The organism is Mesorhizobium captivum, assembly GCF_033977165.1.
Classification (GTDB): domain Bacteria; phylum Pseudomonadota; class Alphaproteobacteria; order Rhizobiales; family Rhizobiaceae; genus Mesorhizobium; species Mesorhizobium captivum.
Map to the genome: position 1 here is coordinate 14,172 of NZ_JAVIJB010000052.1, position 26,897 is coordinate 41,068.

Consider the following 26,897-nt stretch of genomic DNA (forward strand, 5'->3'; position numbering starts at 1 on the left):
GTATAAGCTGCACTTATGCGAAGCCTACGACACCTCCTGCCCTCGGCCGGCAGCCTTATCGTCTTCGAAGCGGCGGGCCGGCTGTCCAGCTTCACCGCCGCCGGGCGCGAGCTCGGCATGACGCAGGCGGCCGTTTCCTATGCGGTGCGCGGGCTGGAGGAACAGCTCGGCGCCAAACTCTTTCAGCGCCGCCACCGGCAGGTGCTCCTGACGGAAGCGGGTGAGCGCTTCCATGCCGACGTTTCGCTGGGCTTGTCGCATATACGCAAGTCGGCCGAGGACCTTCGCCTGCAGGTGAGCGGCGGTCATGTGACGCTTGCCGCCTCGACCGCATTCGGTTCCTTCTGGATGATGCCGCGCCTGCAGCGGTTCCGCGACGCACTGCCCGGCATTGATCTCCGCATCCAGACGGCCGACCGCGACCTCGACATCATCGCCGAAGGCATCCCGCTCGGCGTGCGCGGCGGCGTGCCGGGACACTGGCCGGATTATCATTCGCTGCCGCTCTCCGACGAGGAGATCTTTCCGGTCGCGGGCCCCAGCTATCTCGCCAAGTTTGGCCGGCCGGAGACCGTCGCGGAACTCGCCACGCACCGGCTCATCCATCTCGAGGAGCCCTATCGCGAGGCCCCGAACTGGGACGAATGGTTCGCATCCGCCGGAACCAGTCTGCGCAATGCCGAGCGCGGCCTGCGCATCAACGACTACGCCCTGGTGATCCAAGCGGTTATGGAAGGACAAGGCATCGCGCTCGGCTGGCGCCATCTCGTCGAGCGGCTGGTGGCATCCGGCCTGCTGGTGCCGGTGACCGACCATGTGATGAAAACCGGCATAGCGTTCTACGTGATCTGGCCGAAGAACCGCGAGCTCAGCGACAACGCGCGCAAGGTCAGGGACTGGCTGGTGGCGCAGGCGTGACGTAGCCCCTCCCCCTCGCCATTCGAATCCGCCTATAATCCACAGATGCCCATTCGCCAGCTTTCCGAAACGATGATCAACCAGATCGCCGCCGGCGAGGTGATCGAGCGTCCGGCGAGCGTGGTGAAGGAGCTGGTCGAGAACGCGCTCGATGCCGGCGCATCCCGTGTCGAGATCGTCACCGCCGGTGGCGGGCTCTCCCTCATCCGCGTCACCGACGACGGCTCGGGCATTGCCGAACCGGAATTGTCGCTAGCGGTTGCCCGCCACTGCACCTCGAAGCTTTCCGACGACATCCACGACATCCGCTCGCTGGGGTTCCGCGGCGAGGCGCTGCCCTCGATCGGCTCGGTGGCGCGGCTCTCGATCCGCTCACGCACAGCTACGGGCGACAGCGCGGCCGAGATCGGCATCGAGGGCGGCCGCGTCTCGGCGGTGAAGCCGGCGGCCGCCAATCGCGGCACAACCGTGGAAGTGCGCGACCTGTTCTTCGCGACGCCCGCACGGCTCAAATTCATGAAGGGCGAGCGCGCCGAAAGCTCGGCCACCAGCGACGTGGTGAAGCGCATCGCCATCGCCTTCCCTTCGGTGCGTTTCACGCTCGCCGGCTCCGACCGTTCGACGCTGGAACTGCCGGCGACCGGCGACACGCCGGACGGCCGGCTCGCCCGCGTCGCGCAAGTGATGGGCAAGGATTTCCCCGACAATGCCATTGCCATCGATGCCATGCGCGACGGCGTGCATCTTGCCGGCCACGTCTCGATCCCGTCCTACACGCGCGCCAATGCGCTGCAGCAATATGCCTATGTCAACGGCCGGCCGGTGCGCGACAAGCTGATTGCCGGCGCGATCCGCGGCGCTTTCGCCGACGTGCTGCCGCGCGACCGTCACGCAGTGACTGTGCTGTTCCTGACGATCGATCCGGCGACGGTCGACGTCAACGTGCACCCGGCCAAAGCGGATGTGCGCTTCCGCGATCCGGGCCTGGTGCGCGGGTTGATCGTCGGCGCCATCCGCGAGGCGCTGGCCGGCGCCGGCATCCGCGCCGCGACCACCGGCGCGACCGGCATGATGGCGGCGTTCCGGCCGGGCGCGGCGCCGTACGCGCATCCGGGGCCGGCCAACGGACACCGCAGCTACGAAGCGGCCTACCACGCCTCCGGCTTCGGCGGATTCGAGCCGGCTCGCTCGCCGCAGCGGCCGCTGGATATGGGTGAAGCGCGGCCAGCGCGAAACGGCTTCGCCGAGAACGACCAGGCGGCCTTCGACACCGGACCGCTTGCCAGCGGCGACGCGCGGGCCGGCACAGCCGAGCCGGCCGAAGCGCTGCTCGGCATGGCGCTGGGCGCAGCGCGCGCGCAGGTGCACGAGAACTACATCGTCGCCCAGACCAGGGATTCGCTCATCATCGTCGACCAGCACGCAGCGCATGAGCGTCTGGTTTACGAGGCGCTGAAGAACGCGCTGCATTCCCGCGCCGTGCCTTCGCAGATGCTGCTTTTGCCTGAGATCGTCGACCTGCCGGAAGAGGACGCCGAGCGGCTGGCAATGCATTCGCAGACGCTCGCCAAATTCGGACTTGGCCTGGAACGCTTCGGCCCTGGGGCGGTCGCGGTGCGCGAGACGCCCTCGATGCTCGGCGAGACCAATGTGCAGCAACTGGTGCGCGACCTCGCCGACGAGATCGCCGACAACGACACGGTCGAGACGCTGAAGGAAAGGCTGGACAGAATAGCAGCCACCATGGCCTGCCACGGCTCGGTGCGCTCAGGCCGGCTGCTCAAGGCCGAGGAGATGAACGCGCTGCTGCGCCAGATGGAGGCAACGCCCGGATCCGGCACCTGCAACCATGGCCGCCCGACCTATATCGAGCTCAAGCTTGCGGATATCGAACGGCTGTTCGGCCGGCGGTGAGCGTCCCCTGGCTCGTTTCGCAACAGCAGGATTGGCGGCATACACCTTTATATCATTTCTTTAGATGGTATTTTCTTGTCTTCGGGTTGAGGACATAGTCGTCCGGGTTTGCGAATTTGCCACCTCCAAAATCTACTGAAATGATGTCCTTGCCTCCCTCCACCCATTTTTCCACGTTCATATAAATGGGCGTCGTCGACATACCGGCGTTGCAGTCCTCATCGTCGAACCCGATCTCCTGAACGACCTTCTTTTTCTTCTTGTTGATCACCTGCATTTTCGTCATGCAGATGCCGGCGTTGGTTTTCGTGTAGACGCCGGCAAACCGGTCGGCAGCGGTCTCGGCCCAAAAGGGAATCTCGACGTTTCCCACGATCTTCCCCTCGCCGGTGTCGTCTAGGGTCGCCACCTTTTTCAGCGCGACCGGAAATTTGTCCGTGCCCTTGCTCCAGGTCCCGGTCGCGCCGCTCTCGCTGAGATCGAGAGACAACGGACATCCGGTGGTGTCGACAGGCGTCTTCGACCCCATCACGATGATGCGTTGAAATTCCTTGTCGTCCGAAATCGCACACAGCGAAACCTTGGTGCCCCTGACCGTGCCGTAGAGCACGATCGGCCTTTGCTTGGCGTCGTAGAAGTAGCTTCCCTTCACGGTAATGCCGCTGCCGAAGCTACCATAGGTCTGCAGAGAGAGATGGACAGGATCAGGCCCGATGGTGCCCTCGTAATTCTCCACCTGATACCAACCGGCAGCGGCTTTGCCGCACAGCATCAGCAAGCAAGAAACTGCTATAATGAACCCTCTTCCCATCCCGATCCCCTCCATCAAGGCGGATCAAGATAACTTGCCTCGTGTCGAGATCACAGGGCTGTTGATTGAACAGGCCGCAACTTATCAGTTCGAGTCGAGAACGGTCGCAACCTTTTGATTTATCGCTTCAAATTCACCACGATCACGCCACCTAGCGCCAGCGCGCCGCCGAGGATGCCGAGCAGCGACGGCACTTCGCCGAGCCAGAAGAAGCCGATCAGGGCGGAGGTCGGCGAGACCAGGTAGAGGAAGTTCGAGGCGCGCGCGGCCGGCAGGCGGGAGAGCGCCGTCGCCCAGGCGGCGTAGGCGATCAGGCTCGGCACGACGCCGAGATAGATGACGGCGCCGAGGCCGGCGCTGTCGGCGACGGCGGCCTGATGGAAGGCCTCCGGCAGGAAAGGCGACAGGCAGAGCGCGCCGAGCACCATGTTCGAAGCAGCGATCGTCAGCGGATGATGGCGGGCAAAGAGCGGCTTCTGGACGATGGTGTTGACGGCCGAGCAAAGCGCCGAGCCCAGCACCAGCAGCGCGCCGGCGTTGAAATGCAGGCCGTGCCCGTCGGCGACCGCGATGATGCCGATGCCGGTGAAGGAGATCACCGTGCCGAGCCAGGCCAGACGCGAGAAGCGCTCGCCAAGCAGCGCCATGGCCATGATTGCGGTGAAGATCGGGCTGACATTGATGATGAATCCGGCGGCCCCCGCCGAGACGGTCAGTTCGCCGAAATTGAGCATGGCGGTGTAGAGCGCGACGAAGATCGCCCCACCGAAGCCGAAGCGCCACAACTCGTCGATCCTGGGCAGCGCCGGGCGCTTGACCGCGAGGAAGATCGCTGCCGGCACGGCGGCAATAGCAAAGCGCAATGCTCCGAGTTCCAGCGGCTGGAAGGCGGCAAGGCCGGCGCGGATCGCCGGGAAGGCCGAGGCCCAGCCGATCACCGTCAGCGCCACCGCGACTGCAGCGGCGGTATCCATGCGCTGTGTCTCATTCAACGTGCCGGTGTAAGCGCTCATTGTCGAATCCTCGTCTTTCAGTGCCATGAAACCAGAAAACGCCATTGCCGGCCGATTGACAAACGAGCAATTCGAGGGTCAGCTGTGAGCATGGATCACAGCTCGAACCAGATGCTGCCGCTGGAGACCTTGCGCGCCTTCGATGCGGCTGCACGCACCGGGAGCTTTTCCGCGGCGGCGGAAAAGCTCAACCTCACCCATGGCGCGGTGAGCCGCCAGATCGCCAAGCTGGAGGACTGGCTGGGACTGAAAGTGTTCGAGCGCAACGCGCGCGGCGTGACGCTGACCAATGAGGGCAACCGGCTGCATCTGAGGACTGCAGAGGCCTTCGCGCTGATCTCGGTCAACTCCGACCGGTGGGTCGAGCCGCGCGGCACCGCCGTGGTGCGGCTGGCCTCGATTCCCTCGGTCAGCGGCCTCTGGCTGATGCCGCGCATGGCGGCGCTGGAGAACAACCCCACCCGGCTGCGCATCGTACTCGACGTCGACAACCGCCAGGCCGATCTCGCCGACGAAGGCATCGACCTTTCGGTGCGCTGCGGGCGCGGCCGCATTCCCGGCCGCGTCTCGGTGCAGCTTTTCGAGGAGCATATTTTCCCGATCGCGTCGCCGGAGCTGGCGAAGGAGATCGGCAAGGGCGACCCGGCGCGGTTGCTCAAATTCCCGCTGATCAACGATTCCGACGCCTCCGGCTGGCGCGCCTGGTTCGCGGCGCAGGACGTCGACTACCGCCCGCGCCCGCAGGACCGGCGCTTCGAGGACTATAATCTGGTGCTCGACGCGGCGGCGCACGGCTTGGGCGTCGCGCTGGCGCGGCCGCCGCTGACGCAAGACCAGCTGAGCTCGGGCCGCATCGTCCCCGTCGACGAGCGCCTCGCGCTCAACCCGGTGTCCTACTGGCTCGACCGCCCGGTCGGGCGGCCGCGCACGGCTGCCGCGGACCTGGCCAAGCGCATCGCCGAACAAGCCGGGCTAGCGCCGGAGAAGCTCGAAGCCTTCCTGCAGGACGACGACTAAAGCGCGTCGCGATCTTTCAGATTCGCTCCATGCGCTTTAGGTTTTGTCCCGAAACCGGTTCCCAGTTTCGGGAGACATGTTTTAGATATCAGCGAAGCAGTATGAGCACGATCGTGGTGGTCGCGGCTGAGACGATGGCCGTCACGATCGATATCATCCACAGCGGCGTCTGGCCGGGTTCGGATCGCGGAGCATGGCCCGCCGGCCGGGCCGCCGCACCCCGCAGTTGCGGCGCGTTGGTGTTGGCCGCAAGCAGCACCCCGGAAGCAGTGGACGGCGAGAACGAAGGCGGCGGCGGGGCCGCCGCGGCCCTGGCAGTGTCGGCGGCGACCGCCGGTTGCGCCTCAGTCACCGCTCGCGAAGGCTGATCGGCATCGGCCGCCGGCCTACGTGCCAGGGTCCTCGGCGCAGCAGACTCCGTGCCGGCATCCGGTTCCATAACGGCCCTGTAGGCATTCTCGATCTCGGCGGAGGACAGGCGCTGGGACGATTGAGTGGGCGGCCTGGCCAGGGAGCCGTTCAGCGCCTGCGCGGCGAACTGCGCCGATTGCACCGTTTCGGGCGCCGGCGGCTGGACGAGCGCCTTGACCAGCGCGGCGGTCACCGGGTCGGGCCTGGCCGACGGCACCGGCTGCGGGGTGAGCGCCTCTTTCAGCAGAGACGTCATGCTGGCATTGGCGATGTCCATGGCGCTTCCTGACAAGCATTGTGCCGTTCGGCAGTATTACATGAGCATTGCGCCAAGCTTGACCTTGCCCGCGATTTATGGCGATTGAACCTCGATGAACCCAAGCGTCATTTCATGATGAACCGTTTTGAAGGCCCTGGCGGCAAGGAAGCGCGCATCCGCTATCTTGACGGCGACTTCCAGGTGACGAGCCCCGGCGCGTTCGTGCGCTGCGCGGTGACCGGCGAGAGCATTCCGCTGGACGAGCTCAAATATTGGAGCGTCGTCAGGCAGGAGCCTTATGTGAACGCGACCGCGTCGCTGCGCCGCGAGATCGAGATGCATCCGGAGATGTGCAAGCGCGGGTAGGACGCGGAGCAACAGGGAGGCGTGGCGTTCCGTCCCACCCCCCTCTGTCCTGCCAGGGGGTGCTGTCCCGCCGACGTCGCGGTTTCTGCATCGCCGCAATCGTGACTCACCCCCGCATCTTCCGCAGCCGCCATGCATCCAGCGTCTCGCCGATGATGCGTTCCGGCACATGGTCGAGCTCGAACACAGCGTCGATCTCTAGCACGTCGAGCTGATCGAGGAAGCCGGCTGGCGCCGTGCCGTGGCGGAGCCGCGCGGCGTCCTTGGCGGTGGTTGCAAGACGCAGCCCCTCGCGCCGCGCAAGCGCCGCAAGATCGGCGAGCTCGTCCGCGGCGTAGAAATGATGGTCAGAGAAGGCGCGCGACAGCGCGACCTCGCCGCCGGCGCTGCGCACCGTGTCGAAGAATTTTTCCGGATGGCCGATGCCGGCGAAGGCGAGGAATCTGCCGCCGGCGAAGCGCGCCGGGTTCGCCGGTTCGACATGCGCCAGAAAGATTGGCCGGCCGGCGCGCGCCGCCTGGCGCACCACCGTATCGGCGGCGCTCCCCTCGCCCATCTTCAGCAATGCGCTGGTGAAGACCATCTGGTCGACGACCTTGGCCCGGAGCGGCCCACCCGGAATGACGCGGCCGTTGCCGACGCCGAAGCGCGCATCGACCACGACCAGCGCGTAGTCGATGTGGATACGCGCCGACTGGAAGCCGTCATCCATGATCAGGAAATCGCAGCCATGCTCTTCCATCAGCAATTTCGCGCCGGCGGCGCGGTTGGCCGTCACCGCCACCGGCGCGTGTTCGGCCAAAAGCAGCGGCTCGTCGCCGACATGCTTGGCGGCATCATGATGGGCGTCGACGACATGCGGCTTGGCGAAGGAGCCGCCATGGCCGCGCGACAGGAAGCCGGGCGTGAGCTGCATGCGCTTTGCCTGTTTCGCCAGCGCGATGGCCACCGGCGTCTTGCCGCTGCCGCCGACGGTGAGATTGCCGACGCAGAGCACAGGTGCTGCAACCTTCTCGCGCGGCGCGTGCCGCATGCGGCGGCCCGCCACCATCCCGTAGACCGCCGATACCGGCGATAGCGCCAGCACACGCCAGTCCGGCTTTTCCCACCAGAAGGGCGGCGCTTCGCTGGTCATGGCGCGGGCTCCGCGCAGTTTGACTTTGCGCATGATCCTTTCCAAAAATCGGGTCCGATTTTTGGGGCCATGCGCTAACGCCCGTTGGCGCCTTTCAGGCGCGCCTTGACGACCAGCGGCTGGATGTATGGCTCAAGCGACTTCAGCGTACGGGCGAGCGCGCCGCGCATCTCGTCGACGGTCGCGGCACCCGCCGCCATCATCTCGTGGCGCGCCGCCTCGTTACTCAAAAGGAAATTGACGGCGCCGGCCAGCATGTCGCGGTCGCGCACCAGCTTGGCGCCGCCGCGGTCGAGCAGGCGCTGATAGGCTTCGCGGAAATTCTGCACGTTGCGGCCGGCAAGCACGGCCGTATCGAGCATCGCCGGCTCCAGCGGGTTCTGGCCGCCTTGCGAGGTCAGCGAGCGGCCGACGAAGGCGATCTCCGTCAGCCTGAGATAGAGCCCCATCTCGCCGATCGTATCGCCGAGCAGGATATCGGTGTCGGGAGAAATGCGGTCGCCCTTGCTGCGGCGCGCGACCGTCAGCCCCATGCCGGAGATCTGCGCGGCAAGCGCGTCGGCACGGTCGGGATGGCGCGGCACGACGATGGTCAACAGGCCGGGGTGGCGCCTGTGCAAGGTGGCATGGACTTCCGCGGCGACCACCTCCTCGCCATCATGGGTCGAGGTCGCCGCCCAAGTCGGGCGGTTGCCGATCTGGCGCTGGAGCGTCGCCAGCGCCCGCTCGTCGACCGGCGGCGGATTGGTGTCCACCTTGAGATTGCCGGAGATGGTGACCGGCCGGGCGCCGAGGGCGCGGAAGCGCTCGCCGTCGACATCCGACTGGGCAACGACATGGGCAAGGTTCTCGAACAGCGCCTCGGCAACGCTGGCGCGCTTCTTCCACGAGCGGAAGGAGCGGTCCGACAACCGCCCGTTGACGAGGACCTGCGGCACGTTGCGCGCGCCGAGCTCCAGGATGGTCATCGGCCAGATCTCCGATTCGGCGATGATGGCCAATTCCGGCCGCCAGTGATCGAGGAAGCGGCTGACCGCCGGCTTGAGGTCGAGTGGCACATATTGGTGGATGACGCGGCTCCCCAGCCGCTCGTCGGCAACCTTCGCCGAGGTCACGGTGCCGGTCGTCAGCACGACGTTGACGCCGTAGTCGAGGATGCATTCGACCAGCGGCACGACGGCGATCGTCTCGCCGACGCTCGCGGCGTGGATCCAGATCACCGGGCCTTCCGGACGCGGCCGGCCGGCGACGCCGTAGCGCTCGCGGCGGCGAACGCGGTCTTCCTTGCCGCGTGAGGCGCGCCAGGCGACATAGGGTCCGATCAGCGGATAGGCGGCGGCCCCCGCATAGCGGTAGGCCCTCAGGGCCGCGCGCGCCCAGCGCTCGCTCATTTGTCGCCGTCCACGAGGCGATAGGCCTCGGCCGTCGCGGCGTTGAGGGAAGCGGTAACTTCTTGACGCTTGCGCTCCATCTCGGCGTCGTCGGCATCGGCCGGCACGAAGACGGGTGTTCCGACGATGACCGCGGAGCGGCCGAACGGCAGGTTGATGGTCGTCTTGTCCCAGCTCTTTTCCAACACCTTGCGGCGGCTGGTAGCGATCGCGGAGGGGAGGATCGGCCGGCCGGACAGCCTGGCCAAAAGCACGATGCCCAGCCCCGCGTCGCGCGGCGTGCCGTGCGGAATGTCGGCGATCATGGCGACATTCTTGCCGGCGACCAGCGCTTTCTTGAGCGCGATCAAGGCTTTGGCGCCGCCTTTGTCGAGATGCCTCGAACTGTCGCGGCCGCCCGAGCCGCGCACCGCCTCGATGCCGAATTTCTCGATCATCAGCGCGTTGAGCTCGGCATCGGCGCTGCGCGAGACCATAGCGACCAGCGGCCGGCCCTTCGGGTAATAGGCTGGAGTGAGAAGATGCTGGCCGTGCCAGAGCGCGATGATGCCGGGCTCGAGATACGCGTAGGCGCCGCCCGCAACCTGCGTTGATCCCTTGACCAGCGGGCTGGTAATGCGAATCAGGCGCACGAACCAGGCGAACAGGCTGGCGATGAAATTCTTGACGAATCGCGACTGGGCGAGCGGCTCGCGGATGCGGCGCCACAGCGTGCGCGTCCCGCCCCGCCCGGCGGCGCGCCCCGTTGCCCCTTTCACCGCTTCATGCTCCATCGATGTCAACCGGCTGCCTTTGTTTCCGGGTCGAGCAATCGGTGCAGGTGAACGACGAAATAACGCATATGGGCATTATCGACGCTGGCCTGCGCCTTTGCCTTCCAGGCGGCGTGCGCTGATTGATAGTCGGGGTAGATACCGACGATGTCGAGCGCGTCCAGGTCGCGGAACTCGGTTCCACCCAGCTTTTTCAGCTCACCGCCGAACACCAGGTGCAAAAGCTGTTTCTTTCCGTCTTCCACGGTCATGCCGATCCTTCGCAGATTCATGAATTTTGTGAAACGTTTAGACCAAAGCAGCCGGTTTTGGAACTGTGGGCCGGCTCACCCTTCGTCAGCTCCGGCGATGACACCGGCCAGGACGTCGAGCAACTCGCCGCTGCCGGCGGCGAGCGCGCCGTGGTTGATCACCTCGCCGGCATAGCGCGGCCGCTCGCCGCGGCGGTCGAACAAGGCGCCGCCCGCTTCTTTCAAGATGAGGTCGGCGGCAGCGATGTCCCAATCATGCGCATTGGGCTTGACGAAGGTCGCGTCGATCTTGCCGTTGGCGATCATCGCCAGTCGGTAGGCAAGCGAGGGAATATAAGCGATGCGGCGCAGCCTCCCCTGCCAGGCTTCCGGTATGAGGTCGACCAGCGGCTTTGGTCCACCGATCTCGACAGTGTCGCCGAGCGGTCGCACATGGATGCGCTTGCCGTTGAGAAAGGCGCCCTCGCCCGGCAGCGCCCAATAGGTCTCATGCTTTGCCGGACATTCGAGCACGGCGGCCAGCGAGCGGCCGTCCTCGACCACGGCGACGCTGACGCACCAGGAATGCAGGCCGTCGAGAAAGCCTCGCGTGCCGTCGATGGGATCGACGACGAAGGTGCGGCGGGCCGAAAGCCTGGCATGATCGTCGGCGGTCTCCTCCGACAGCCAGCCGTAATCCGGCCGCGCCTTGAGCAAGGTCTCGCGCAGATAGGCGTCGGCGGCATGGTCGGCCTCGCTGACCGGCGAGGTGCCGCCTTTCATCCACACCTGCGGATTGTTGCCGAAATAGCGCATGGCGATCGCGCCGGCCTCGCGGGCCGCGTCGCGCAGCAAAGCGAGGTCCTCGCGTGCCCCGGCTGAGATGACCGCGTCATGCACCGGCAAGGGTCATCCCCTCGATCAGGAGCGTGGGAGCGGCGGTGCCGAAATTGCGGTCGAGGTCGCTTGCCGGCACCATATTGAGGAACATGGTCTTCAGGTTCGAGGCGATCGTCACCTCGGCCACCGGATAGGCGAGCGCGCCGTTCTCGATCCAGAAGCCGGAGGCGCCGCGGCTGTACTCGCCGGTCACCATGTCGACGCCCTGGCCGAACACCTCGGTGACGTAGAAGCCGCGCTTCAGCGAGGCGATCAGTTCCTCCGGCGCGCGCTCGCCGGGTTCGATGGCGAGATTGGTCGAGGACGGCGAAACCGAAGAGCCGCTGCGCGAGCCGCGGCCGTTGGTGGTAAGGCCTAGCTCGCGCGCGGCCGAGGTCGACAGGAACCAGTGGTTGAGCTCGCCCTTGTCGACCATCAAAAGCTTCTCACCCTCGATGCCTTCGCCGTCGAAAGGCCGCGAGGCCTGGCCGCGGCGGCGGAGCGGCTCGTCGGTGACGGTGATCGCAGTGGAAGCCACCTGCTTACCCATCATGTCGCGCAGGAAGCTCGTCTTGCGCGCCACGGCAGCGCCGTTGATGGCGCCGGCGAGATGACCGGCAATGCCGCGCGCCACGCGCGGGTCGAACACCACGTCGACCGGGCCGGTCGCCGCCTTGCGGGCACCGAGCCTGCGCACCGCGCGCTCGCCGGCCTTGCGGCCGATCTCCTCGGGCGCGTCGAGGTCGGCGAAATGCTGGCGCGAGGAAAATTCATAGTCGCGCTCCATCGCCGTGCCCTCGCCGGCGATGACGCTGGTCGAGCGCGAGAAACGCGAGGCGACGTACTGGCCGAGGAAGCCATGCGAGGTGGCGAGCACCAGCCCGCCCAATCCGGCGCTGGCGCCGCTGCCGGAGGAATTGGTGACGCCTTTCACGGCAAGGGCGGCCGCCTCCGCGGCAAGCGCCGCTTCCTTCAACTGATCGGCCGAAACCTCGGTCGGATCGAAGAGGTCGAGATCGCGCAGATTGCGGGCGAGCAGCGCCGGGTCGGCGAGACCCTGGAACGGGTCCTCGGGTGAGACTTTCGCCATGGCGACGGCGCGCTCGGCGAGCGCCTTCGGATCGGAAGCGGCGGTTGCCGAAACGCTCGCCACGCGCTGACCGACGAAGACGCGCAGCGAGACATCCTCGCTCTCGGACGATTCGGTGCCCTCGACCTTGCCCAGCCGCACCGACACGCCGGCCGAACGGCCACGCACCGCGACCGCGTCGGCGGCGTCGGCACCTGCACGCTTCGCCGCCTCGACAAGCGCCGCGACACGGTCGGTCAGTTTCGCTGCGTCGAGCGTATCGGTCATGCATTTAGTCCTGTTTGTTCAAGCGGTCCGGGAGGGCAGACGCTGCCGCACCATCTATGGATGCTGCCGCACCATCTATTGTTCCATCCTCGCTTGTGCAATGGGCGAAGGCCAATCAGGTTGCCGCGACCGATTCGCTCGAAGCGGCTGGAATGGCCAGCCGCTGCATTATTGCCTATCCGGAGTTCCAGCATGACGCCCTTCCACCTCGCCTTCCCGGTCCGTGATCTCGACGAGACCCGCGCTTTCTATGGCGAGGTGCTGGGCTGCGCGATCGGCCGCGCGTCCGCCACCTGGGTCGATTTCAACCTCTTTGGCCACCAGATGTCGGCGCATTTGCGGCCGCAGGCGACCGAAGCGGCTCGCGACGGCAAGGTCGACGGCCTGGCGGTGCCGATCCCGCATTTCGGTGCGGTGCTTCCGATGGACGAATGGGAGAGGCTTGCCGCGCGGCTGGAGGCGCGCTCGGACATAGATTGGCTGGAACGGCCGATGGTGCGCTTCAAGGGCGAGCCCGGCGAGCAGGCGACGCTGTTCATCCGCGACCCGTCGGGCAATGCGCTCGAATTCAAGGGTTTTCGTTCGCTGGAGCAGGTCTTCGCGCACTAAAGCAATTCCAGGAAAAGTGCGTAGCGGTTTTCCGTCCGGAATTGCGTCAAAACAAATAGTTAGAGCGGTTCGGCGATTCTATCAAACGCTGAACCGCACTAAGCGCACAGGTCACGGGTCAGCCGGCAATCAAGGCATTGCCACCGGCGCCCAGATCACATCCTCGATCTTCTGCGCTCCCGTTGCCAGCATCACCAGCCGGTCGAAGCCGAGGGCCGAGCCGCTGGCCTGCGGCATGATTGCAAGGGCTGCGAGAAAATCCTCGTCCAGCGGATAGCGCTCGCCATAGATGCGCTCCTTCTCGTCCATCTCGGCGACGAAGCGGCGGCGCTGCTCGGCCGGATCGGTGAGCTCGCCAAAGGCGTTGGCGAGCTCGACGCCGCAGCAATAGAGCTCGAAGCGCTCGGCAACGCGTGGGTCCGCAGCACTCGGACGGGCAAGCGCTGCCTCCGACACAGGATACCCGTAGAGGATGGTGGCGCGCCCCTGCCCCAGAGCCGGCTCGACCTTTTCCACCATAACCCGGCTGAACAGGTCGGCCCAACTGTCATCGGGCGCGGTGCGCAGTCCGGCGCGGACCAGCGCCTCATGAAGCGCGTCGCGGTCGGTGCCGCCGTCGGCGGCGACGGTCGCCAGCAGGTCGATGCCGGCATACGCAAAAAAAGCTTCGGCCACGCTCAACCGCTCCGGCTCGGCGAACGGGTCGGCCTCGCGGCCGCGAAAGCGGAAGCGCTTTGTGCCGGCCTTTTCCGCCGCGAGCGCCAGGAACTCGGCGCAGTCGGCCATCAGACTCCGGTAGGTCTCGCCGACGCGGTACCATTCGAGCATGGTGAATTCGGGATGGTGCAGCGGCCCGCGCTCGCGGTTGCGGTAAACCGCACCAAGACTGAAGATGCGCCTCTCGCCGGCGGCAAGCAGCTTCTTGCAGGCGAATTCCGGCGATGTGTGGAGATAGAGCGGCCGGCGCGATGCGTCCGGCCCGATCGCCTCGGTGGCGAAGGCGGCCAGATGCGCCTCATTGCCGGGCGAGACCTGCAGCGCCGACGTCGCCACCTCGACGAAATCGCGCGTCGCGAACCAGCTACGCAGGGCATTCGCAATGGCGTTGCGCGCCATCAGCCTTGGCCGGCGGTCGGCATGAATATGCGGCGTCCACCAGGGCGAAGCGCCGGTCATGAGCGGGAAAATCGCCGAGAAGACTGGCGGTTCGACGCAAGATGCGCTAGGGCGCACGCGAAGGCCGCCGTCGCCGCTTCATGGGCATAGACGCTTGCAGGCCGAAAAACTCGATTGGGATTGAATATCGTGGTCAAGGTCATCGCCAGTTCCTTACGCAAAGGCAACGTCGTCGATAAGGACGGCAAGCTCTATGTCATCCTCTTTGCCGAAAACATCCACCCTGGCAAGGGCACGCCGGTGACGCAGCTCGACATGCGCCGCATCGGCGACGGCGTGAAGGTTTCGGAGCGCTACCGCACCACCGAGATGGTCGAGCGCGCCTATGTCGAGGAGCGCGAGCACACCTTCCTCTATTCCGACGGCGAAGGCTTCCATTTCATGAACCCGGAAAGCTACGACCAGGTCGTGGCTACGGAAAGCGTGGTCGGCGACATGGCTCCCTACCTGCAGGAAGGCATGGCCGTGCAGCTTGCGCAGTTCAACGACGTGCCGATCTCGCTGGTGCTACCACAACGCGCCACTTTCGAGGTCGTGGAGACAGAGCCGGTCACCAAGGGCCAGACGGCGTCCTCGTCCTACAAGCCAGCCGTGCTCTCCAACGGCGTGCGCACGGCCGTGCCGCCGCATATCAGCGCCGGCACGCGCGTGGTGGTGATGACCGCCGACGGCTCCTACGTCGAGCGCGCCAAGGACTGAGGGGCCTGGAGCAGCGCAATTACGCAGCTCGCCTGCAACCAGGCGAGCCGATTGCTGCTGGCGGTCGTGCTGTGTTCCGGGCGTGAATCCGGCGGGTTTGGCGGGCTACGTCGCGAACGCGCCCGTCGACTTCCGCACGGATGAAGGTCCCTTGTGGGCACTCTCAGCGGCAAGTTCAGCTGACCTACTGCCCCGAAGGCGACGATATCAGCACGTATCCGCGGGTTCTGTTCTCGTTGTCGCTGTCGACCGTGTTCATCGCCCCGAACAAGTCGACCGTTTTCACCCACACCGGCGGATATTTGTAGCGAGCGACATCGAGGATCAGGAACCTGTCCGCTTTCTCGTCGTAAGCGGCCAGCGGGGATATATGCCCGCCCTTCTCCTGGCCCATTGCCTTGCGCAGATAGTTGACGATGACGAAGTGTCCGGGTTTGGAGAGGAATGAACTGGCCTGGGTTCGGAACTGCTCGGGGTTGGCGTCCGAAGCATGGAAGACCTCGGCCTTGATCGGCTGCGTGGAAAGAATGGCCCCGATCTGGTCGAGCGTCATTCCCTGCTTGGCCAGGACCTCGCGGGGAAGAACGGCCTCTGTGCGCTCATTGAGGACATTGTCCTGCGTGAACGTCCTGTAGGGTTCGTATTCCGGCACCGAAGGCGCAGGAACGTTGAGCGCATTCAGCACCATGACGATGCTCGCCACACCGCAATAGGACTGCGTCTTTTGCGTGAGAAAGTTGCTCGCGAGAGGGAAATAGGCCTCCTTCGCCGTGCTCTCGATAAGAAAATTCTCTCCGGATGGGGAACCGAACCCGGTCAGGTTGTCGGGAAGCTTCAGCGTCTCGGAGAAGGCGCTGGGTGCAATCAAGAGAAGCGTTAGCAGGAGCGAATACAGACGCGCAGACATTGTGATCCTCCGCCCGGTTGAAGAAAGCGTCGAGGAATGTACCAGCTTGTCGATGCTGTGGCACGTTCGATCTCGATGCTGCCGGCACGCCGCCTCAAGCCTCGCAACCCAATCCCGACGCCGATGCCGGCGTCGGGACGCTGCGCTGCGCAAGCGCTTATCCGGATCCGCCTCATCTCATTGACATCAGGTCCGTCATCAGGCCGACGCCGACGCTAACGAGGACCTTTGGTGCCGGGGGCCGCGAAAGGCCGATATCCCTCAACTGATCGGGCGTCAGGTCTGCTAACGCCCTGCGCCCTGCAATGGTGCGCCGCCAGGCTGTGAAGGCAGCGAGTGCTGTCGCCATGCCTTTCGACGCTGCCCCAAGCAGCCGGTGTTTCGATGCGTGGGTCTCCGCGTGAGCTTCCGTGTGAGCCATCTTGCTCTCCCGTTCCAGATTATGGCCGAAGCTTGTCACACACGCGATTTACGGCTGTTCAGCCCGGCGTGAACCGTCGAGGAAAGGCCGGCGGGCCGCCGTTAAATCCGCGTTAAATCTTGCGGCGAAGATGCTATTGTGCCGGCGCATTCGAAATTCGGAGGGGCGTAGTGCGCATCCGGTTGCTTGGCGGTCTCGAAGTAACTTCCGCAGACGGCCAGCCCGTCCGCTTCGCGACGCGCAAGTCCGCGCTTCTTTTTGCCGCCCTGGCCTTGGCCGGTCGCCGCGGCCACCATCGCGAACGGCTTTCCGAGGGGTTTTGGCCGCGGCGCGGCGATGCGCAGTCGCGAAACAGCCTGCGCCAGGCCCTTGCCGACATCAGGCGATGGTTTCCCACCGACGGCAATGCAGCCATTTCCATCGAGGGCGATCAGGAAACGGTCGCGCTGACGGCCGGCGCGGACGAAGCGGATATCTGGATCCTTGAGCGCAAGCTCGCCGAAAGCGGGACGGCGGACCTCGCCTTCGCGGCCGAGCTCTACCGTGGGGACGTGCTTGCGGGCGAAGTCATTCCCGACGGCTTGGATGAATGGTTCAGCCCGCATCAGATCAGGTACCGGCAGAAAGCGCTGCAACTGGTGGAACGCCTGAGCCTCGTGCAGCCCGAAGCCGGAACCGCGGACGAAGCGGCCTGCGAACGGCTCGCGGAAAGGCTGCTCGCCTCGGATCCGACCGCGGAGGCGGCCCATCGGGCATTGATGCGGATCCACTCCGCCAGGGGCCACGAGAATGCGGCCCTGCGCCAGTTCGAGTCCTGCCGAGCGCTGCTGAGGAAGCATCTGGACGTGGAGCCGGAGGCGCAGACGAACGCACTGGCGGCGTCGCTGCAAACGCGTGGCGGAAATCGCCTGACCGCGACGATGCACGACACCGCCCAGCCGCCTCAGCCTGTCTCCGCCCAGGCGAGACCGCATGACCAGCCCTCGGTGGCGGTGATGGCCTTCGACAATCTTGGCGGGGCGGACGACGAGTATTTTGCCGATGGCGTCGTCGAGGAGATAACCGCCGCGCTTTCGCGCATCCGGGACTTCTTCGTCATCGCCCGCCAGTCCGCCTTCACCTACAAGGGACGCTTCGTCGACGTGCGCGATGTCGGCAGGGAACTCGGCGTCAATTACGTGGTGGAAGGCACCGTTCGGCGGGGCGGCGACCGGCTGCGCATTTCCGTGCAGCTGGTCGATGCCGAGACACGGACACAGCTCTGGTCCGAGCGCTACGAGGGCGCGACCGAGGACGTTTTCGAGTTCCAGGACAGGATCGCGGCGCAGGTGGCGGGCGCCATCCATCCGGCCATCCGCGGCGCCGAGATCGAGCTGGCCAAGCGCAAGCCGCCGATCAGCCTGCGGGCCTATGATCTCGTCATGCGCGCCTATCCGAACATCTGGGGCCGCCGCAAGGACACCAACAGCCAGGCGATAGAGCTGCTCAAGAAAGCGATCGCAATCGATCCGACCTATAGCCGCGCCCATGCGCTCTTGGCATGGTGCCACGCTTCGAACGCCGCTTATCTGTGGGCCGAGCACCCTGAAAGCGAGCTGGAAAAGGCGCGCGCGGCGGTCGAGGCCGCGGGCTCGATCGGCGATGATCCAACCGCTTTGGCCGCTGCCGGCTCGGCGTTGAGCATGTGCGGCGACCAGGAGCGCGCCGCCACCTTCATCGAAAAGGCGCTCACGCTTGATCCGAACAATGCGTGGGCATGGGCACGACATGGCTGGATCGCGATCTACATGGACGAAGCCGCCCGCGCGGCGGAACGGTTCCAGCGGGCGATGACGCTGAGCCCGATGGATCCCTTCGCATTCAACATGAGGCTGGGAATGGCCACCGCCATGGCAAAGACAGGTTTGCTTTCCCAGGCCGTCGCGATCGCCCGCGAGGTGATCGCCGCCCATCCCGACATCATCATGTCCTATCGATACCTCGCCGCCTGGTCGGCCATGAGCGGCGACCTGGAGACCGCCCGCTGGGCCGCGCAAAAGCTGCTCACCGCCCAACCGGACTTCACGATCGAGCGATACCGGTCGCTGCCTATCTTTCGAAACACAGCGAAATGGGCGGACCAGGTCGTCGAAGCCTTGAAGCAGGTGGGATTGCCCGAGCGCTGACTATCCGTTTAACCACACCATCAGGCGGCCATTTCCACCGGCAGGCCGGCGGCCTTCCACTCCGGCATGCCGTCCTCGAGGCGGCGCGCGGAATGGCCAAGCGAGCGCAGCGCGGCCACGGCCTCGAAGGACATCACGCACCAGGGGCCGCGGCAGTAGGCGACGATTTCCCGGCTCGTATCGGCATTGCGGGCCCAGGCCGTGACTTGGCCGAGCGGGACATTGATCGCGCCTGGCACATGGCCAAGCGCGAACTCGTCCGGCGGGCGGACGTCGATCAGCGTCACCAGCCCGTCGCGCATCAGCGCTTGAAGTTCGTCCCGGTTGACGGCCCGCATTTGGTCTCGCGCCTCGAAATAGCCGCGCACGATGCGGTCGACTTCGGCGAGATGCCGCTCGGCAACGGCGCGCACCGAGGCGAAGGCGGAAAGCACGCTGTCGTCCGCAAGCGTATAGTGGACGAACTTGCCGTCGCGCTCTGCCGAGACGATGCCGGCGCGGCGCAGTGCCTGCAGGTGCTGGGAGATGTTGGCGACAGGCTGGCCGAGCTTGACCGCCAGCGCTTCGACGCTGCGCGCGCCTTGCGCGAGATGCTCGATCATTTCCAGGCGCAGCGGATGGCCGAGCGCCTTGGCGACGATCGCGAACTGTTCGTAAAGCGCCTGTTTCGGATTGCGGATTGACATAGGCCTTTCAGCGACGCATCGTTATTCAATAGAATAATTGAATGACGATTCCGACCTGCTGTCAAGCCGTGCGTTCGCCCGGCGCGGTCGCCCGTTCGGAGGAAAAGCGATGATTCTCAGGCAGTTCCTGCACACCAACCCCGTCGCCGCCTCCTATCTGTTCGGCTGCGGCGGCAAGGCTTCCGCGGCGGTCGTCGATCCGGTTGGCGACATCGCGCCCTATGTCGAAGCTGCGCGCGCGACAGGCATGCGCATCCTCTACGTCGTCGACACGCATATCCACGCTGACCATATCTCGGCCGGGCGCGCGCTCGCCGAGGCGACCGGCGCCGAATATGTTCTGTTCGAGGGCGCCGAGGCAGGCTTCCCGTTTCGGCGCGTGAAGGACGGCGAGGTGCTGGAACTCGGCAATGTGACGGCGACCGTCATGCACACGCCCGGCCACACGCCGGAGCATTTGAGCCTTTTAGTCACCGACTGGACGCGGTCGACCGAACCCTGGTTCGTACTCACGGGGCATACGCTGATGGTCGGCGATCTCGGCCGCACCGAGCTCGCTTCAAACGCCGAGGATGGCGCCCGAGCGCTCTACGCCAGCGTGCGTCGCTTGAAGGAATTGCCCGACCACATCGAGGTGTTGCCGGGCGCCTATTCCGGCTCTGTCTGCGGCCGCTCGCTTAGTGGCAAGCCGACGTCGACGATCGGCTTCGAGCGGCGCTTCAACAAGGCCTTCCGCATCGAGGACGAGGATCAGTTCGTCGCCACAATGACCGCCGACATCCCTGCCCCGCCACCGGACGCCGCCCGCACCCGGGCCGCGAATGCCGGGGCTCGGTCTTGAGCGCAACTGCGCCCACCGTTGTGCTCGGCCTGAAGGCCAACTGGAAGCAGTTTTCGCTTTTGGTGCTGATCAACGCCTTTGTCGGCGGCATGGTCGGCATCGAGAGGACCGTCGTGCCGCTGATCGGCGCGGAGGAATTCGGCGTCGCTTCCACCACGCTCGTCGTCTCCTTCATCGTCAGCTTCGGCGTGGTCAAGGCCTGCGCCAACCTCGTCTCCGGCCAGCTTGCCGACAAATGGGGCCGCAAGCGCGTGCTGATCCTGGGCTGGCTGTTCGGCCTGCCGGTGCCCTTCATCATCATCTGGGCACCGAGCTGGGGCTGGATCGTTGCCGCCAATGCGCTGCTCGGCATCAACCAAGGGCTTGCCTGGTCGATGACCGTGATCATGAAGGTCGATCTCGTCGGGCCGAAATCGCGTGGGCTCGCCGTCGGGCTCAACGAGTTCGCTGGCTACCTCGCTGTCGGCGTCACCGCGTTCCTTACCGGTTACCTGGCGAGCCGCTACGGACTGCGTCCGGTGCCGATCTATCTCGGCGTCGGCTATGCGATCCTCGGCGCCGCGCTGTCGATCCTGTTGGTGCGCGACACACGCGAGCATGTGCGGCTGGAACTGGCCAACCATCAGAAAGCAGCTTCGCCGCTCAGCTTCCGCGAGATCTTCATGCTGACCTCGCTCAGTGACCGCAACCTGTTCGCGGCCTCGCAGGCGGGCCTTGTGAACAATCTCAACGACGGCATGAGCTGGGGTCTGTTTCCGCTCTTCTTCGTCGCCAACGGCCTCGGCGTCGAGCGGATCGGCATCCTCAAGGCGGTCTACCCCGCGGTCTGGGGCATCTTGCAGGTTGCGACCGGGCCATTGAGCGACCGGTGGGGCCGCAAGGGCCTGATCGTCGCCGGCATGTGGGTGCAGGCGGCGGGGCTTCTCACCACCGCCATGACGCGCGATTTCGGCTGGTGGCTGCTGGCGAGCCTGCTGCTCGGCCTCGGCACGGCGATGGTCTATCCAAGCCTGATCGCGGCGGTATCGGACGCCTCGCATCCTTCCTGGCGGGCGCGCTCGCTCAGCGTTTACCGTTTTTGGCGCGATCTCGGCTATGCGGTGGGCGCGCTGTCGGCAGGGCTGATCGCCGACTTCTTCGGTTTCGTCGCGGCAATCGCAGCAATCGCGGCGCTGACCTTCCTGTCGGGCTCGATCGTGGCGGTGGCGATGCGGGAGACAACAGCGTCAACGCCGGCACGAAGCGACGGCTAGTGGCGAAAGCCTTACGCTTGGTACCCGCGTAGAAGGGCTGGAGACGACCCTTTCAGCCGTCCACCTTTGCACGCGCTACGGCACGAGTTGATCCGCATGGGACCTCACAGCCCGCTGACTGACGGCCAGAAAAGGCCGTGGCCAGTCTTCGTGAAAACTCTCGTTCTCACGGGGCATTTGAGATATGCTTATTTGCTAAAAAGCATGCTGCGTCCTCCGGTTTACCTTGGAGAGGTGCCAAATGCGCAGGCTCCTGCTTTTCATCGCGCTACTGCTTGTACATTTCCCGATTGAATCGCGCGCTGCCGCCATTCACGACGCCGCGAAGAACGGCGAAGTCGCGGCGATCACGGCAGCGCTCGACGCAGGCGCCGGCGTCGATGAGAGCGATGGAGACGCAACGCCGCTCTATTTTGCGGTCATGATGGGCCACATCGAAGCGGCAAAACTGCTCATAGAACGCGGTGCGGACGTCAACGCCCAGACGACTTGGGGTCGCCCGCTGATGGCGGCTATGGGGAAAGGCAAGATCGATCTGTTAAAACTGTTGCTGGAGCGGGGCGCAGATCCAAATTCGGACCGTGACGGCGAATCCGCCCTTCATGTCGCCGTCATTCTCGGTTGTCTCGACTGCGTGAAGGCACTGGTCGAGGCCGGCGCGGACGTGAATGCGAAGACAAATGGCGGCAAGACACCGCTCCATCTGGCAAAACGCCGGGGGCAACGCGAAGTTGCCGACTATCTGATGTCGCACGGCGTCGTCTTGCCAACACCAGCCCCGATCTCGATGAAGTTGGCTTCTGCCGATGTCGAGAAAGGCCGAACCTACTTCACCCGTGTGTGTCACGGTTGCCACAATGCCGAGCCACAGGGAGGGACCAAAACGGGACCGAACTTGTGGGGCGTCGTCGGCCGCGACAAGGGATCTATGGCAAATATGCGTTACTCTGACGCCTTGCTGGGCTGGGAAGGCGTATGGTCGTACGAGGACCTGAACAGATATCTCTTCGGGCCCATGCTCACCAGGCCGGGCGTCTCCATGGAGATTCCTGGTGTCCCGGACGAGGCCGAACGGGTCAACCTGATCGCCTACTTGCGCACACTCAGTGACAAGCCGATCCCGCTACCCTGAATCGATAATCTCTGCTGCAACTACTGCACAGGCCTGCGTCGTCGCCGCGTTTACGATATCCGAAGCTTCATGCTGCTAGAGGTGAGCCTGTCCGGTACTATGGCGCAGGTATTTTTCCTCGAGATCGTTCATGAGCAGCTCGACACGCATGCCGTGGGTGGACACGGCAAAAGGTCTTTCGATCATCCTGGTGGTGATGATGTATTCTGCCTACAACACCGGTGAATACACCGGCGGTGTCGGCTTCCTCCACTATGTCATCGGCTTCGCGACGCCGTTCCGCATGCCGGAATTCTTTCTCATCTCAGGCCTGTTCCTGTCGCAGGTGATCGACCGGCCGTGGCGGCGCTACATCGACCGGCGCGCCGTTCACTACCTCTACTTCTATGTGCTGTGGGCGATCATCTCGATCGGGCTGAAGATCGGCATCTTCAGCCGCGATCCCGCAGGTATGCTGCATGACCTCGCAATGGCTCTCGTCCAGCCCTATGGCGTGTTGTGGTTCATCTACATGCTGGCGGTGTTCGGCCTCGTCGCGCGCGTGTTGCGAGAGCTCGGCGTGCCGCACTGGATTGTCATCCTGGCCGCCGCGGCGCTGCAGATGTGGGCGCCGCATTCGGACAGCTATGCCCTCACGCAATTCGCCGCCTATTTCGTGTTCTTCTATCTCGGCTTCGTCATGGCGCCACTGGTGTTCCGTCTCGTCGAATGGACGCAAAATCGACCGGCGATCGCCGTTGCGGGCCTGGCCGCGTGGGCGATCGTCAACGGCCTGCTCGTCTATTCGCCGGGTTATGCCGTTCAGCCGGTCGGCATGCAGATGGGCGTTGCGGCATGGCCGCCGCTGCATCTTACGCTTGCCGTCGCCGGAGCGGTGGCGCTCTGCGTCGCCGGCGGCTTCCTGTCGAAATTCGCCTCGATGGAATGGCTGCGCTGGCTGGGCGAGCATTCGCTAGTCGTCTATGTCGCCTTCACCATCCCGATGTCGATCTTCCGCGGTGCAGCACTTGCAAGCGGCCTTTTGACCGACACCGGCATGCTGAGCCTCGCGGTGCTGCTCGTCTCGGTCATCAGCCCGGTCATTCTCTATTTCATCGTCAAGCGCACCGGCTTCGGAAACTTCCTGTTCGAGCGGCCGGCCTGGGCGCATATCGACAGAGCGAATGCCGGCCAAATCTCAAACAAGGGCGTTGCTAGGCCGGCGCGCGAGGCGGCCTGAGACCGCCTGTTTCGTCTCGGTATGCCAGCTACTTGCCAGTGTGTCCGGGACGGCGCACGGCCTTGATCTTGCCGCTGCTGCCGCCACCGCAGAAGAAGCAGCCGCCACCATCGGATTCCAGTCCCGACACACCGGAGGGCATCGCCACCTCCTGCAGCACGTCGCCGGACTCAGGATCGATGCGCAGCAGATCGCCCTCCTCGCCTTCCCAGGTGGCATGCCAGAGCTCGCCATCGACCCAGGTGACGCCGGTGACGACGCGTTTCGACTCGATGGTGCGGATCACCTTGCCCGTTTCAGGATCGATCTGATGGATCTTGTGCGCCCTGTATTCGCCCACCCACAGCGAACCTTCGGCCCAGGCCATGCCTGAATCGCCACCATTGCCGGGGGCGGGAATGGTGGCGATGACCTTACCGGTCTTCGGATCGACCTTGTGGATGCGATCCTCGGCGATCTGGTAGAGGTACTCGCCGTCGAAGGCGGTCCCGGCATGCGAGGCGACGTCGATCGATTGCACGATCGTGCCGCTCTCCGGGTCGAGCGCCTTCAGCTTGTCGCCGGTGGCGAACCAGACATTCTTGCCGTCATAGGTGACGCCATTGATGCGCTCGGCATCCGGAAAGGGCCCATATTCCCGCAGGATCTCGGCAGCGGCTCGTTTCATTTCTGATCTCCATTCGAACAATGGCCGCAGACTAGTCGCTCGGCAGCGGACCCGGGAGTAACAAGACGGTCGGGAATCCGGTCACCGGTGGCGTCATCCAGCGGCGCGCCCGGCCGCGGCCGACGGCTTGTACCTTTTCCTGCGCGGAAAGCTCCTCCAGCGCCCGCTGCACGGTACGAGCGCTGGCGCCTAGCGCGAGCGCCAGCGCCGAGCTCGACCACGACTCGCCGTCGGCGAGGAATGCGAGCACCGCGCCATGCTCCTCCTCGACGGGCGGCGCGAGCACCACGACTTCGGCGGCATTCAACGGCGTGAGCGCAAAGCCGGCGGCCGTCGCGTTGACTTCTGCAAGCGCGCTGAGTTCGGCCCGTAGCCGTCCCATCTCGACTCTGAGCCGCGCACGGTGCGATTCATCGGCGTGCCTGGCCCTGAAGGCGCGCCTCAGCAGCACCTCGCGCGACGCATCGGCCGGCCAGGCATCGGCGAGCGCGCGCGCCAGGGCGAACAGCACCGGCCGGGTCGCCAGCGAGACAACCGTATCGGCCTGCCGCACGACATTGCGGCAGGCATCGATGACGAGCGTGCCGGATGCGAGCAGCGCTTCAACCTCATCGAGTTGGAGCGGCGTCTCCAAACCCTTCGATACGAGCCGCGCGACCGGCACGTTCAAAACCAGCGAAGCGCTCTCGACCTCCGCCTTCAGCGCCGGAATGTTGGCTTCATAAGCAGCAAGCGACGCTCGGCCAAGCGCCGAGCGGGCCGCCTTCGTCCTCAGGCGCCGGACCGAGATTCCCGCGGCGGCGAGCTCATGCGCGACGCGCGCCACCGGCGGTAGCGGCGCCGGATCGAAGCCGGCAAGCAGGCGCTCGGCCTCGTCGAGGCGGCCGATCAGGATCAGGCGTCGCGCTTCGAGGCTGCCGGCATAGGCGGCATTCACGCGGTCGCCATGCACTGCAAGCGTCGTTCTTGCGGCTCGCAACGCCTTCTCCGGCCAGCCGAGATCGCGCGAGACCAGCGCGATCTCGGCCTCGGCGACGACACAGCGGGCGCGCGCCACCGCCTCCTTCGGACTGAAGGCGCGGGCGGCGCTCTTCAGCAGCGTCTTGGCCTTGGCGAAGTCGCCGAGCTGCGCCATGGCGATGCCGCGCAACGCCAGCGCCGGCGCGTCGTCGCGCAGCGCGACGCGCTTCAATGCGCCGAGCGGATCGCCCGCGGCAAGCGCGCGGCCGGCGGCGTTGATCAGCGAGTCCATGCAATGCCCGCCTCAATGCCCGCTTCTGGGCCCGCCGGATCAAATCGCGTCACACTTGTAACTCTCACCATCGCGCCATCCGGCCCTATGTCTCTCCTCGTCACCCTCAACCAACCGAGAGAATGGGACAAGAGCAATGACCCAGCAAATGCACACACCACCGGTCGTTTCGCCAGAAGCCTGGGAAGGCGCGTATGATGAGATGCTCGTGAAGGAAAAAGCCCTCACCCGCGCTCGCGATGCTTTAGCCGCGGAACGCCGCCGCATGCCATGGATGCTTGTCGAGAAGGACTATGTGTTCGAAGGCCCGAACGGCAAGGCGAGCCTGCTCGACCTCTTCGAAGGCCGCCGACAGCTGATCATCTACCGCGCCTTCTTCGAGCCCGGCGTCTATGGCTGGCCGGAGCACGCGTGCCGCGGCTGCTCGCTCGGCGCCGACCAGGTCGGCAACCTCGCCCATCTCAATGCCCGCGACACCACGCTTGCCTATGCCTCGCGCGCGCCCCAGGCCGACATCCAGCGGCTGAAGCAGCGGATGGACTGGAAGATGCCGTGGTACACCATCACCGACAGCTGGGATAAGGATTTCGGCGTCGACGAATGGCACGGCCACAACGTCTTCATTCACGACGGCGACCGCATCTTCCGCACCTACTTCGTCAACAACCGCGGCGACGAGGCATTTGGTACCGTGTGGAGCTATCTCGACGTCACCCCGCTCGGCCGCCAGGAGGTATGGGAGGATTCGCCCAAGGGCTATCCGCAGACCCAGACCTACAAGTGGTGGAACTGGCACGACAACTATGAGGAAGGCGCCGCGCCCGACCAGAGATGGGTCGAGGTGTCGGATGCCGGCGAAGCGGCGTTCCGCAACAAGGACGCCTGAGCGTGGAGCGACTCTGGCGGTGCCGACTGCGCCGCCAGAGCCGAGCGCGCCTTGAAAGCCCGGCCATTTGGAAGGTGGATGAGATGAGCAGCGAGAACCCAGACCTGGCCATCGAAAGACCGAACGCCCCTCGCCCGTCCGGCTCGAGCGGCTTCGGCCTGGCCGACTGCCTCTGCCTCGCGGCAGCGCCGACTTTTGCGACTATGGCGCTGCTCACAGCCGCCTATGGTGGCCAGGACATGATGTGCATGTCCGGCCCCGGCGCCTCGCTGCTCAGCGGCATGGTGCCGATGTATCTCCTGATGGCGGCGTTCCATCTGGCGCCTTGGCTAAGGTTGATGGCGAGGCAGGCGTGAGGTTTGCACCGCGGCTAGTGACCGCCGAACAGGCCCAAAGTGCCAGGTCATCCGCCGCCAGTTCTCGAATGACCGCAACGGGCCGATGAACGAACCCGCTGCGCGGGATGGGCCCGTGCGGTGAGGTAGAGATCACGAGCCGGACGTCGCGCTC

28 protein-coding genes are annotated in these 26,897 nt (G+C 65.3%); 13 read left to right on the forward strand and 15 right to left on the reverse strand.

Annotated features, from left to right (window positions below; translation table 11 throughout):
* The first annotated feature begins 15 nt into the window (after positions 1 to 15).
* Both RFM40_RS29490 and mutL read left to right on the forward strand, forming a co-directional pair.
* Positions 16 to 918: a LysR substrate-binding domain-containing protein gene (locus RFM40_RS29490; RefSeq protein ID WP_320222213.1), complete on the forward strand. Its 903-nt coding sequence runs from the start codon at positions 16 to 18 to the stop codon at positions 916 to 918.
* Positions 919 to 963: 45 nt separating this feature from the next.
* A complete protein-coding gene (gene mutL / locus RFM40_RS29495) occupies positions 964 to 2,832 on the forward strand; it encodes a DNA mismatch repair endonuclease MutL (protein WP_320278734.1) in 1,869 nt (622 codons plus the stop codon).
* 52 nt (positions 2,833 to 2,884) lie between these two features.
* On the opposite strand, the gene RFM40_RS29500 is transcribed toward mutL, so the two are convergent.
* Both RFM40_RS29500 and RFM40_RS29505 read right to left on the reverse strand, forming a co-directional pair.
* Positions 2,885 to 3,610 carry a hypothetical protein gene (locus RFM40_RS29500; RefSeq protein ID WP_320229026.1) on the reverse strand — a complete coding sequence of 242 codons (726 nt, stop codon included), beginning with the start codon at positions 3,608 to 3,610 and terminating at the stop codon, positions 2,885 to 2,887.
* Between the two features lie 152 nt (positions 3,611 to 3,762).
* Positions 3,763 to 4,656: a DMT family transporter gene (locus RFM40_RS29505; protein ID WP_320278735.1), complete on the reverse strand. Its 894-nt coding sequence runs from the start codon at positions 4,654 to 4,656 to the stop codon at positions 3,763 to 3,765.
* 90 nt (positions 4,657 to 4,746) lie between these two features.
* On the opposite strand from RFM40_RS29505, the gene RFM40_RS29510 reads away from it, so the two are divergent.
* Positions 4,747 to 5,673 (forward strand): LysR substrate-binding domain-containing protein, encoded by a 927-nt coding sequence (locus RFM40_RS29510; protein ID WP_320229023.1) that lies wholly within the window; start codon positions 4,747 to 4,749, stop codon positions 5,671 to 5,673.
* Positions 5,674 to 5,761: 88 nt separating this feature from the next.
* On the opposite strand, the gene RFM40_RS29515 is transcribed toward RFM40_RS29510, so the two are convergent.
* Entirely contained in the window at positions 5,762 to 6,361 is a 600-nt protein-coding gene (locus RFM40_RS29515) for a hypothetical protein (RefSeq protein WP_320278736.1), read from the reverse strand.
* Between the two features lie 114 nt (positions 6,362 to 6,475).
* Here RFM40_RS29515 and RFM40_RS29520 point away from each other — a divergent pair, with 114 nt between their 5' ends.
* Entirely contained in the window at positions 6,476 to 6,709 is a 234-nt protein-coding gene (locus tag RFM40_RS29520) for a DUF2093 domain-containing protein (RefSeq protein ID WP_320229021.1), read from the forward strand.
* A gap of 106 nt (positions 6,710 to 6,815) precedes the next feature.
* Here RFM40_RS29520 and lpxK read toward each other — a convergent pair whose 3' ends face one another.
* The 6 genes from lpxK to RFM40_RS29550 all read right to left on the reverse strand — a co-directional run bounded on the left by lpxK (position 6,816) and on the right by RFM40_RS29550 (position 12,474).
* Entirely contained in the window at positions 6,816 to 7,844 is a 1,029-nt protein-coding gene (gene lpxK, locus RFM40_RS29525; protein WP_320278746.1) for a tetraacyldisaccharide 4'-kinase, read from the reverse strand.
* A gap of 74 nt (positions 7,845 to 7,918) precedes the next feature.
* The gene (gene waaA, locus RFM40_RS29530) at positions 7,919 to 9,235 is read right to left on the reverse strand and encodes a lipid IV(A) 3-deoxy-D-manno-octulosonic acid transferase (protein WP_320278737.1); all 1,317 of its coding nucleotides are present in this window, start codon (positions 9,233 to 9,235) and stop codon (positions 7,919 to 7,921) included.
* Positions 9,232 to 10,008 (reverse strand): lysophospholipid acyltransferase family protein, encoded by a 777-nt coding sequence (locus tag RFM40_RS29535; protein ID WP_320229062.1) that lies wholly within the window; start codon positions 10,006 to 10,008, stop codon positions 9,232 to 9,234. Before RFM40_RS29535 ends, waaA begins: the two co-directional genes overlap by 4 nt.
* 5 nt (positions 10,009 to 10,013) lie before the next feature.
* Entirely contained in the window at positions 10,014 to 10,259 is a 246-nt protein-coding gene (locus RFM40_RS29540) for a DUF4170 domain-containing protein (RefSeq protein WP_320229019.1), read from the reverse strand.
* A gap of 75 nt (positions 10,260 to 10,334) precedes the next feature.
* Positions 10,335 to 11,144, reverse strand: coding sequence for a 3'(2'),5'-bisphosphate nucleotidase CysQ (locus RFM40_RS29545; protein WP_320229018.1), 810 nt, complete (start codon positions 11,142 to 11,144; stop codon positions 10,335 to 10,337).
* On the reverse strand, positions 11,131 to 12,474 hold the full coding sequence (locus tag RFM40_RS29550; RefSeq protein WP_320229017.1) for a TldD/PmbA family protein: 1,344 nt from the start codon (positions 12,472 to 12,474) through the stop codon (positions 11,131 to 11,133). Before RFM40_RS29550 ends, RFM40_RS29545 begins: the two co-directional genes overlap by 14 nt.
* A 192-nt stretch (positions 12,475 to 12,666) precedes the next feature.
* Between RFM40_RS29550 and RFM40_RS29555 the strand changes: the two genes are divergently transcribed.
* Positions 12,667 to 13,083 carry a VOC family protein gene (locus RFM40_RS29555; RefSeq protein ID WP_320229016.1) on the forward strand — a complete coding sequence of 139 codons (417 nt, stop codon included), beginning with the start codon at positions 12,667 to 12,669 and terminating at the stop codon, positions 13,081 to 13,083.
* 129 nt (positions 13,084 to 13,212) lie between these two features.
* Here the strand turns inward: RFM40_RS29555 and epmA are convergent, their stop codons facing one another.
* On the reverse strand, positions 13,213 to 14,259 hold the full coding sequence (gene epmA / locus RFM40_RS29560) for an EF-P lysine aminoacylase EpmA (protein ID WP_320278738.1): 1,047 nt from the start codon (positions 14,257 to 14,259) through the stop codon (positions 13,213 to 13,215).
* A gap of 129 nt (positions 14,260 to 14,388) precedes the next feature.
* Here epmA and efp point away from each other — a divergent pair, with 129 nt between their 5' ends.
* Entirely contained in the window at positions 14,389 to 14,958 is a 570-nt protein-coding gene (efp, locus tag RFM40_RS29565; RefSeq protein WP_126100001.1) for an elongation factor P, read from the forward strand.
* Between the two features lie 184 nt (positions 14,959 to 15,142).
* Here efp and RFM40_RS29570 read toward each other — a convergent pair whose 3' ends face one another.
* On the reverse strand, positions 15,143 to 16,018 hold the full coding sequence (locus tag RFM40_RS29570) for a phytochelatin synthase family protein (RefSeq protein WP_320229014.1): 876 nt from the start codon (positions 16,016 to 16,018) through the stop codon (positions 15,143 to 15,145).
* A 19-nt stretch (positions 16,019 to 16,037) separates the two neighbouring features.
* Positions 16,038 to 16,286, reverse strand: coding sequence for a DUF1127 domain-containing protein (locus tag RFM40_RS29575; RefSeq protein WP_320278739.1), 249 nt, complete (start codon positions 16,284 to 16,286; stop codon positions 16,038 to 16,040).
* A gap of 170 nt (positions 16,287 to 16,456) precedes the next feature.
* Here RFM40_RS29575 and RFM40_RS29580 point away from each other — a divergent pair, with 170 nt between their 5' ends.
* Positions 16,457 to 18,451, forward strand: coding sequence for a BTAD domain-containing putative transcriptional regulator (locus RFM40_RS29580; RefSeq protein WP_320278740.1), 1,995 nt, complete (start codon positions 16,457 to 16,459; stop codon positions 18,449 to 18,451).
* A 20-nt stretch (positions 18,452 to 18,471) separates the two neighbouring features.
* Here RFM40_RS29580 and RFM40_RS29585 read toward each other — a convergent pair whose 3' ends face one another.
* Complete coding sequence (locus tag RFM40_RS29585) at positions 18,472 to 19,137, reverse strand: ArsR/SmtB family transcription factor (protein WP_320278741.1); 666 nt, start codon at positions 19,135 to 19,137, stop codon at positions 18,472 to 18,474.
* A 109-nt stretch (positions 19,138 to 19,246) separates the two neighbouring features.
* Between RFM40_RS29585 and RFM40_RS29590 the strand changes: the two genes are divergently transcribed.
* The 4 genes from RFM40_RS29590 to RFM40_RS29605 all read left to right on the forward strand — a co-directional run bounded on the left by RFM40_RS29590 (position 19,247) and on the right by RFM40_RS29605 (position 23,582).
* Positions 19,247 to 19,978 carry an MBL fold metallo-hydrolase gene (locus RFM40_RS29590; RefSeq protein ID WP_320278742.1) on the forward strand — a complete coding sequence of 244 codons (732 nt, stop codon included), beginning with the start codon at positions 19,247 to 19,249 and terminating at the stop codon, positions 19,976 to 19,978.
* The gene (locus RFM40_RS29595) at positions 19,975 to 21,231 is read left to right on the forward strand and encodes an MFS transporter (protein WP_320278743.1); all 1,257 of its coding nucleotides are present in this window, start codon (positions 19,975 to 19,977) and stop codon (positions 21,229 to 21,231) included. Before RFM40_RS29590 ends, RFM40_RS29595 begins: the two co-directional genes overlap by 4 nt.
* Before the next feature lie 241 nt (positions 21,232 to 21,472).
* Positions 21,473 to 22,363, forward strand: a complete 891-nt coding sequence (locus RFM40_RS29600; RefSeq protein WP_320278744.1) for an ankyrin repeat domain-containing protein — start codon at positions 21,473 to 21,475, stop codon at positions 22,361 to 22,363.
* 130 nt (positions 22,364 to 22,493) lie between these two features.
* On the forward strand, positions 22,494 to 23,582 hold the full coding sequence (locus RFM40_RS29605) for an acyltransferase family protein (protein ID WP_320278745.1): 1,089 nt from the start codon (positions 22,494 to 22,496) through the stop codon (positions 23,580 to 23,582).
* Positions 23,583 to 23,610: 28 nt separating this feature from the next.
* On the opposite strand, the gene RFM40_RS29610 is transcribed toward RFM40_RS29605, so the two are convergent.
* Both RFM40_RS29610 and RFM40_RS29615 read right to left on the reverse strand, forming a co-directional pair.
* A complete protein-coding gene (locus RFM40_RS29610; protein ID WP_320229007.1) occupies positions 23,611 to 24,249 on the reverse strand; it encodes a Vgb family protein in 639 nt (212 codons plus the stop codon).
* A gap of 31 nt (positions 24,250 to 24,280) precedes the next feature.
* Positions 24,281 to 25,501 (reverse strand): helix-turn-helix domain-containing protein, encoded by a 1,221-nt coding sequence (locus tag RFM40_RS29615; RefSeq protein WP_320229006.1) that lies wholly within the window; start codon positions 25,499 to 25,501, stop codon positions 24,281 to 24,283.
* Positions 25,502 to 25,637: 136 nt separating this feature from the next.
* Between RFM40_RS29615 and RFM40_RS29620 the strand changes: the two genes are divergently transcribed.
* Both RFM40_RS29620 and RFM40_RS29625 read left to right on the forward strand, forming a co-directional pair.
* Positions 25,638 to 26,387, forward strand: a complete 750-nt coding sequence (locus RFM40_RS29620) for a DUF899 domain-containing protein (protein ID WP_126100585.1) — start codon at positions 25,638 to 25,640, stop codon at positions 26,385 to 26,387.
* Positions 26,388 to 26,470: 83 nt separating this feature from the next.
* On the forward strand, positions 26,471 to 26,743 hold the full coding sequence (locus RFM40_RS29625; protein ID WP_320276348.1) for a hypothetical protein: 273 nt from the start codon (positions 26,471 to 26,473) through the stop codon (positions 26,741 to 26,743).
* Positions 26,744 to 26,897: the final 154 nt, after the last annotated feature.

Excerpts from the sequence above, each read along its gene's own strand:
- RFM40_RS29490 (WP_320222213.1), top strand. The coding sequence starts at position 16 with ATGCGAAGCCTACGACACCTCCTGCCCTCGGCCGGCAGCCTTATCGTC.
- mutL (WP_320278734.1), top strand. The coding sequence starts at position 964 with ATGCCCATTCGCCAGCTTTCCGAAACGATGATCAACCAGATCGCCGCC.
- RFM40_RS29505 (WP_320278735.1), bottom strand. The coding sequence starts at position 4,656 with ATGAGCGCTTACACCGGCACGTTGAATGAGACACAGCGCATGGATACC.
- RFM40_RS29510 (WP_320229023.1), top strand. The coding sequence starts at position 4,747 with ATGGATCACAGCTCGAACCAGATGCTGCCGCTGGAGACCTTGCGCGCC.
- RFM40_RS29515 (WP_320278736.1), bottom strand. The coding sequence starts at position 6,361 with ATGGACATCGCCAATGCCAGCATGACGTCTCTGCTGAAAGAGGCGCTC.
- RFM40_RS29520 (WP_320229021.1), top strand. The coding sequence starts at position 6,476 with ATGATGAACCGTTTTGAAGGCCCTGGCGGCAAGGAAGCGCGCATCCGC.
- lpxK (WP_320278746.1), bottom strand. The coding sequence starts at position 7,844 with ATGACCAGCGAAGCGCCGCCCTTCTGGTGGGAAAAGCCGGACTGGCGT.
- waaA (WP_320278737.1), bottom strand. The coding sequence starts at position 9,235 with ATGAGCGAGCGCTGGGCGCGCGCGGCCCTGAGGGCCTACCGCTATGCG.
- RFM40_RS29535 (WP_320229062.1), bottom strand. The coding sequence starts at position 10,008 with ATGGAGCATGAAGCGGTGAAAGGGGCAACGGGGCGCGCCGCCGGGCGG.
- RFM40_RS29540 (WP_320229019.1), bottom strand. The coding sequence starts at position 10,259 with ATGACCGTGGAAGACGGAAAGAAACAGCTTTTGCACCTGGTGTTCGGC.
- RFM40_RS29550 (WP_320229017.1), bottom strand. The coding sequence starts at position 12,474 with ATGACCGATACGCTCGACGCAGCGAAACTGACCGACCGTGTCGCGGCG.
- RFM40_RS29555 (WP_320229016.1), top strand. The coding sequence starts at position 12,667 with ATGACGCCCTTCCACCTCGCCTTCCCGGTCCGTGATCTCGACGAGACC.
- epmA (WP_320278738.1), bottom strand. The coding sequence starts at position 14,259 with ATGACCGGCGCTTCGCCCTGGTGGACGCCGCATATTCATGCCGACCGC.
- RFM40_RS29575 (WP_320278739.1), bottom strand. The coding sequence starts at position 16,286 with ATGGCTCACACGGAAGCTCACGCGGAGACCCACGCATCGAAACACCGG.
- RFM40_RS29585 (WP_320278741.1), bottom strand. The coding sequence starts at position 19,137 with ATGTCAATCCGCAATCCGAAACAGGCGCTTTACGAACAGTTCGCGATC.
- RFM40_RS29590 (WP_320278742.1), top strand. The coding sequence starts at position 19,247 with ATGATTCTCAGGCAGTTCCTGCACACCAACCCCGTCGCCGCCTCCTAT.
- RFM40_RS29600 (WP_320278744.1), top strand. The coding sequence starts at position 21,473 with ATGCGCAGGCTCCTGCTTTTCATCGCGCTACTGCTTGTACATTTCCCG.
- RFM40_RS29605 (WP_320278745.1), top strand. The coding sequence starts at position 22,494 with ATGAGCAGCTCGACACGCATGCCGTGGGTGGACACGGCAAAAGGTCTT.
- RFM40_RS29610 (WP_320229007.1), bottom strand. The coding sequence starts at position 24,249 with ATGAAACGAGCCGCTGCCGAGATCCTGCGGGAATATGGGCCCTTTCCG.
- RFM40_RS29615 (WP_320229006.1), bottom strand. The coding sequence starts at position 25,501 with ATGGACTCGCTGATCAACGCCGCCGGCCGCGCGCTTGCCGCGGGCGAT.
- RFM40_RS29620 (WP_126100585.1), top strand. The coding sequence starts at position 25,638 with ATGACCCAGCAAATGCACACACCACCGGTCGTTTCGCCAGAAGCCTGG.
- RFM40_RS29625 (WP_320276348.1), top strand. The coding sequence starts at position 26,471 with ATGAGCAGCGAGAACCCAGACCTGGCCATCGAAAGACCGAACGCCCCT.